The 5,656-nt window shown below is 52.9% G+C and carries 5 protein-coding genes and 1 pseudogene; 1 reads left to right on the top strand and 5 read right to left on the bottom strand.

Going from position 1 to position 5,656, the window contains the following annotated elements; genetic code table 11:
* Positions 1–366 precede the first annotated feature (366 nt).
* Together CE491_RS30535 and CE491_RS30055 are read right to left on the bottom strand one after the other, a co-directional pair.
* Positions 367–570, bottom strand: a pseudogene (locus CE491_RS30535) (anti-sigma regulatory factor); the annotation flags it as partial.
* Positions 571–988: 418 nt separating this feature from the next.
* Positions 989–1,156 carry a DUF7740 domain-containing protein gene (locus CE491_RS30055; RefSeq protein ID WP_199884911.1) on the bottom strand — a complete coding sequence of 56 codons (168 nt, stop codon included), beginning with the start codon at positions 1,154–1,156 and terminating at the stop codon, positions 989–991.
* Positions 1,157–1,496: 340 nt separating this feature from the next.
* Here CE491_RS30055 and CE491_RS00355 point away from each other — a divergent pair, with 340 nt between their 5' ends.
* Complete coding sequence (locus tag CE491_RS00355; RefSeq protein ID WP_110946408.1) at positions 1,497–1,973, top strand: hypothetical protein; 477 nt, start codon at positions 1,497–1,499, stop codon at positions 1,971–1,973.
* A 104-nt stretch (positions 1,974–2,077) separates the two neighbouring features.
* Here the strand turns inward: CE491_RS00355 and CE491_RS00350 are convergent, their stop codons facing one another.
* The 3 genes from CE491_RS00350 to CE491_RS00340 all read right to left on the bottom strand — a co-directional run.
* Positions 2,078–3,520: a site-specific integrase gene (locus CE491_RS00350; RefSeq protein ID WP_110946407.1), complete on the bottom strand. Its 1,443-nt coding sequence runs from the start codon at positions 3,518–3,520 to the stop codon at positions 2,078–2,080.
* Positions 3,517–4,236, bottom strand: a complete 720-nt coding sequence (locus CE491_RS00345; protein WP_110946406.1) for a hypothetical protein — start codon at positions 4,234–4,236, stop codon at positions 3,517–3,519. The genes CE491_RS00350 and CE491_RS00345 overlap by 4 nt, the downstream gene beginning before the upstream one ends.
* Before the next feature lie 75 nt (positions 4,237–4,311).
* Positions 4,312–5,656: tyrosine-type recombinase/integrase (locus CE491_RS00340; RefSeq protein WP_110946405.1), on the bottom strand; the 1,345-nt coding region annotated here is incomplete at its 5' end.

Raw genomic sequence — 5,656 nt, 5'->3', positions numbered from 1 at the left:
CAGAAGCAGTTGAACACCTGGGTCAGTTTTCAGTCGGCAGAACAGCCGTTAATGGGTCAGTTTTCGGTCAGCGGCAACACAGCGGTGCATGTCAGCGGTTATACGCGGGCTAATGGAACCTACGTCGCGCCACATTATCGATCGGCGCCCGATGGCGACTTCAGCAATAATTGGAGCACCCTTGGGAATATCCATCCGTACACCGGCAAGCCTGGCACCCTAACATCTCCTCACGGTTACGGAGGGGGCGCAGCCATCTCTTCGCCGGTGGTAGTTGATGGAACCTCATCTGTTCAACCTCAATCAGAACCGGTGGAGCCATCTCAGCCGTCCCAGTCTCGGCCTTCGCACTACTCGTCCCCTACCGTCTTCGACGATCTGCCAGCCCATGTCCCCACCCTTGCCACAGACGATAGTGTTGCGGGCCAATTCGCTGACGGCTGTGACCAATTTCGTCGAGTCGATCAGGCGCATATCGCAACTCTCAGCCAGCCTGCGGGCGTGCTGACGAGCCCGTACGACGTCATCTTTGAACTGAATGGTCTGGGTGCCGCTGCTGCGTACATTCATGAAAAGTTGCTCAACCCTTACCGCTACACACCGTATAAAACTCTTACCTAGTATCCATTTCAGAGACTGTTGACTGGGTGAATCACAGGCGCATTCACGCTGGCTCGTGTATGGAGTAAAAAGGCCAAGGAGGTGGCTCAAGGCCGCCATGTAGGGACAGACTTCTAGGGAGTGAAAAAGTCCTATTTTTTTTACAGGTCAGAATCGTGCGACGCGGATGGAAGTGCAGCTCGTCACCAGCGGTGGCTGAACCGTGGGGCTCGGGTTGAATGCAGCGTTTGAGACATGCCTATACATTGAGGAGTGTCTATCGACTGGTGAAGTGGGTGGCGGCTACATGTAATTGGCAACAGGTGGTCACGCAGAGGTCGCCCTGCGTGAAGAGGACATTGTTGAATCAGAGGTTGAACGCAATTTGTCAGACCATTTCGAGTGGCCGCTTGCTTTCGACGACGAGGTAGATAAGGTCGCGCTGGCTGCGGGGCAGCTTTTTGACCACGTTCTTTGCTGCGGCCCTGACGCCCGCATCCGTGCCGTGGATCTTTGCGGCCAAAAGCAGGACGAGGGTGGCGTGGGTGAGGTTCATGGTCGGCTCGGGATACTGAATAGCGTCTCAGAGGCTTTCTTGACGACAGATGCCTCAACCCTTTGAGGGAGGGGTGTTGCTGGCGGTCTGGGATTGCCGGCCTTTTTCGAGGCCGGCCCACATTGTCATCGCTTCCCTGGCGGTGTGGTGCGGTTGACCACTTGCTCTTCTTACTGCTGGCGAGCTAGCTATCCCATGGTGGGCGCGCGCATCGGACAGGGTGTGATGCCGGACGCGTGCTTACCATCTTTTCGATGCAGCGGTTAACCTTGTCGATCGTACTCACTCTAAGCTGCTCAGCAGAGAAGGCTCACCCCGCTAAACCTTGTCTAGGAACTATATGGCTCACGATTTGACCAAAACTGACGTTATTGAAAACCTCGGTACGTTGCTAACCCTACGCGGGATCAGCCATCTGTGTCAGGTAGGCGCTGTGATCAGTGGACTCTCGATTAGTCAGGCTGACAAGGTCTGGTGGCTTGCGTCTCAGCATTACAGCCGTGAGGTACTCCATGCTCATTTCCTCGTGACATTTGAAGGCAAAAAGCTTGATGAGCTTTTTTGTACTCAGGCACTAACTTGGGTTAGCAAAAGCCCTCCACTGTTTGTCCGCTCAGGTGGCGCAGAACCTTTAAAAGCTTTGCGCAGTGCCTTGCGTGAGGTGGTAGCCCTAAGGTCGGGCGCTGAGCCGGATGATGCAAAAGTATGCGTTCAATGGAGCGACTTTAGTTGGTCGCTAGTGCGAATCCTGGTCGAGGATGGCCACGCTGGTGATGAGCTAAGCGCATTGATGCTGGAGCACGATCTAGGATTGTGATGTCTTGCGAGCAACGTTCGGAGAAGTGATCTCTCCGAGCCCAACCCGAGGGAGCTGAGGCGCTAGCCCAATGCCGAGCCGCGCTTTTTGAACGATCAGACTTCTCAGGCGAAGTCGTCGTGCACTTCCTCGACTTCTAAATCCTCGGGATGCTCATCGCTCAGATCGGATAAGCGCCGCTCACGAAGAGCCTCCAGCTCAACCGCGTAGTCGTCCTGTGAAAGGCCTAGGCGTAGTCGTTCGCGTAGCCGGTCGGAGGCGTGCTCATAAGTTTTGTAGATGCGCTGTGTTCGAGCTTCTGCGGCGCTCAGTGGGGTACTACCCATGGCATCAAATGCGAGGTCAATGTAGCGATCAAGTGAGGCCGGACTTTGGTGCCCCGTCAAATTCATGATTTTCACGCAAAGGGTTCCATTGGCTGCAAAAGCATCTCGAAAATCAGACGGGCTGAGAATGTGGTGCTGCTTGATCGCCTGGTGGAATAGATTGAGGATGAATGCGTGTCTGAACATCGCAGAGTTAGCTTGGGTCTCCAGTCCTGCATGCCGTTTGAGCGCGAGCAAGTCGTTGCCAACAGACTCAGGTTGAAGAGCCTCTCCGGTTACGTCATTGACCAGCAAAATGCCATGATCCCGATTTTTACGATTGCGTACAGCGTGCGCGCGCGCAGTTTTAACATATGAGTTGGCATCTCTGATCAGCCCTAGCGGGACAGGAACAGTACGACCATTGCTCTGATCCGACGCTTTGCTCCGCAGCGGCAGGGCGGGGTGGGCGTCGTGAAGCGCTGCCACGATATCTTTGACTTTGATATTCGCGACCTCACTCCTTTTCGCACCGGTGTGCTCAAGAATTGAAATCAACAACAGGCGACGCTGCTTCACATGCTCGGACGTAGCGTCGGTTTGGATCGCGGCTTTGAGCTTCTGAATATCGTCTTGGGCGATCGGCGCACGTTCGTTTGGAGGCTTCGATTTAAGGCCCTGTGCTAGCTCCTTCAATTTGCGCACGCCGGACAGGTGAGAGTGTGGATTGGTTTGGGCGAGTGTAATCTCAGTGTTTTCTGGAAGTGGTGAATTGAGAGGGCGCCCATCACGAAAGCTATGAATAAACTCCAGGAACTCCAGGCTAGCCCTGACAATGCTGTGGACACGATTATCCGAGCGCCGCCTGGCATCATCCTGATCGACCTCTTTCTCTAAACGAACCGTGTCAACGAACGCTGTTACCAACCTATCATTGAGATCAAAGAAACCGACCCCTTTGTTGAAGCAAAAGCGAATGAGGGGGGTAATCCGGGAGGCAATGTTACCGAAGCTTCCTCCTTTGCTTCCTGATCTCGACAAGCCGCTGCCTTGCCTCCCGGGCCGCTCAAGCAGCGACAACATGTAAAGATTCGCAGGAGAGCAAGGTGAACCGTCAGGCCACCTCATAAACGGTAAGCCGGAGAAGTCTCTTGTTACCGGGCGATCCTTTTCAAAGTGGCTGAACAGCGTGAGCCCTCGTACCGAGGTAAAAAGCTGCTTGCTGCTTTGTCTTTTCATCATGTACTAGAGGCCGATGCTTCCGGAGAGGGTGTCCGGAGTTCGCCAAATGGCGGAGGATTCATGCCTACGATTGAGTTCAATACTCGAATCACCTCTTTGGCCTCCACCTGAGCTGAGGATAGATTTTGAGCTGTTTCAAGGTTTCTTAGGGCTTGCATCGCAGACATTAAGCCTTGCAGCAAGGCGAAATTTATTCTCTCCATCTGAGCGATTTGTTCCTCATGCTCCTCGGTTCGTTGCAACAGACCGTACTTGGTGCGCTTGTTTGAAGGCTTACCTTGCTCGAGGGTAGAGGCCAGTGCAGTGATTGCATTCAAACGCAACTCATCTAAAACCTGAAATCCGCCAGGCAGTAATTTTTCGGCATAGGTCTTGAGGGTGTTAGTGCTCATCGCTTCTTTGTTGGCCATGACGCCCGCGTACTCGAAGCGATACTGGAGCTTAGCTAGAGCTCCTTGACTCTTGAGCGCTTTCAACAGGTCTTGGTCGCCTGAGAACCTTTGTGGATTTTCGGCGATGGCGCCCAGCAGATCCCGGAGCGCATACACCGAGTTGGCATTCTTTTCAGAGCTATCGCTTTCTTTTTTCACCATGCCTGCTCTATGGAGGGTCGCAAAATTGTTAACAGCTTGCTGTTCATTTTCGACTTGGCGGGCTGCAAGGTCAATCGATGCGGCGGACAACCCCGGCGCACGTCCGCCTTCCATGATCAACATGGCTAGGAGTGTTGCCGCAGACTAGCAAAGGGGAGTTCTGCTGGGCCGATCATTAGTGCGGGAGCTGTAGCCCTCTCATTGCGGAGTGTTGAGCGCAGTGGTGCGCTTCTTGGCGCTCTCCGCGTCCCGTTTGTACAGCTCCTCCAGCTCATTCATCTGTTCGATGTATTCGTTGATTGGTAGACCCTCTTTCAGCTGCTGTTTGAGATCATTTTCGAGTGCAAAGTACTTGTCCATGGCGATAGTTAGATGTACCGAGGAAAGGGTTTCGGTGTAGCTGGATAAATCTCTGAATGCCAAGTGAATGTAACGTTCAACTGACGTATGATCCAAATGGCCAGTCCATTGCACAATCTCGGCTTTGAAGGTCTCAGTGTCCAGAAGCGCGCGGCGGAAATCATCTGAATTGTTCAGCTCATGTCGTGCGATGAACTGAGTGAAGAGACGAGTAATCATGGCGTGACGAAACATATGCGGACAAACTTGCAATGGAATACCCGCAAGCTTTCGAAGTCTAAGAATTTCGTTTGAAAAAAGCGTGTCAGAAACGGGTTTGCCAGTCCGGGAACTTACGAAAAAATAGCCGTGATCCATGCCACCTTTGAAGGCTTGGCGCATCGTTTTGCGTCGCGGGCCATCAATAAACTGGTCTAGCTTGCGAAGGGTTTGAGCTAAAATGGGTACAAATCGCTGCGCACCCTCTTCGCGTTTGAGCGTATCGAGCCTCAATACCGGATTTTCAAGCCTTAGTGCATCGCGCACATCCTGCACTTTGAGGTTGGTAAGCTCGCGCCGTCTTGGGCCAAGATCGGTAAAGAGTTCAATCATGACGAGTCGCCGCGCCTTCACGAAATCTGAAGCTCTGTCTCTGCGGTTGGCAGCCCTGAGCGTCTGAATCTGCTCACTAGTGACGGGATCTCGATCATGTTCACGGCGTGGTTTGCCAAAGGAGTAATGCCAGAGGTAGGTCTTGGCGATTTTTTTACCCCCACGCACTCTTATATAATAAGTTTCCTCACGAGCATGTATAGCACCAGTTTCTGACACGTGGTTCTTTTTTCGGTAAAAGGTGCCAATAAAAACAAGAAAGTCGAGCCAGACCTTGCCAGTGGCAATCACGCTATTTTGAGATTTCTTGCTCTGAGCTGGGTTATAATCTGCCGGCTCTTCCCTAATTTCGGTTATGTAGTCACGAAACACCTTGTCGTCCAGGTTAACCGGGTCAATATTATCCCGGTAGCATCGTTTTAACAGCTGGCCAAGCTTTCCAGCGCGTTCCCCCATGGAACCGCCTTTGCTTCCCTTCCGAGACAATCCATTGCGCGAGCGTCCCCGACTATTTAGGTTTTGTACGAAAAGTCGGCAGGGTAGAATTGCCGCCATGATTGGCTGGAGGCCCGCATGGCAAAGCGTTACGAAC

The organism is Pseudomonas bohemica (assembly GCF_002934685.1).
GTDB lineage: Bacteria > Pseudomonadota > Gammaproteobacteria > Pseudomonadales > Pseudomonadaceae > Aquipseudomonas > Aquipseudomonas bohemica.
The sequence above is the reverse complement of the archived record's forward strand: the minus strand, read 5'-3'. Positions and strand labels throughout refer to the sequence as shown.

Bases quoted from the DNA above. Each gene is read 5' to 3' on its own strand.
- CE491_RS30055 (WP_199884911.1), bottom strand. From the start codon at position 1,156: ATGAACCTCACCCACGCCACCCTCGTCCTGCTTTTGGCCGCAAAGATC.
- CE491_RS00355 (WP_110946408.1), top strand. From the start codon at position 1,497: ATGGCTCACGATTTGACCAAAACTGACGTTATTGAAAACCTCGGTACG.
- CE491_RS00350 (WP_110946407.1), bottom strand. From the start codon at position 3,520: ATGATGAAAAGACAAAGCAGCAAGCAGCTTTTTACCTCGGTACGAGGG.
- CE491_RS00345 (WP_110946406.1), bottom strand. From the start codon at position 4,236: ATGTTGATCATGGAAGGCGGACGTGCGCCGGGGTTGTCCGCCGCATCG.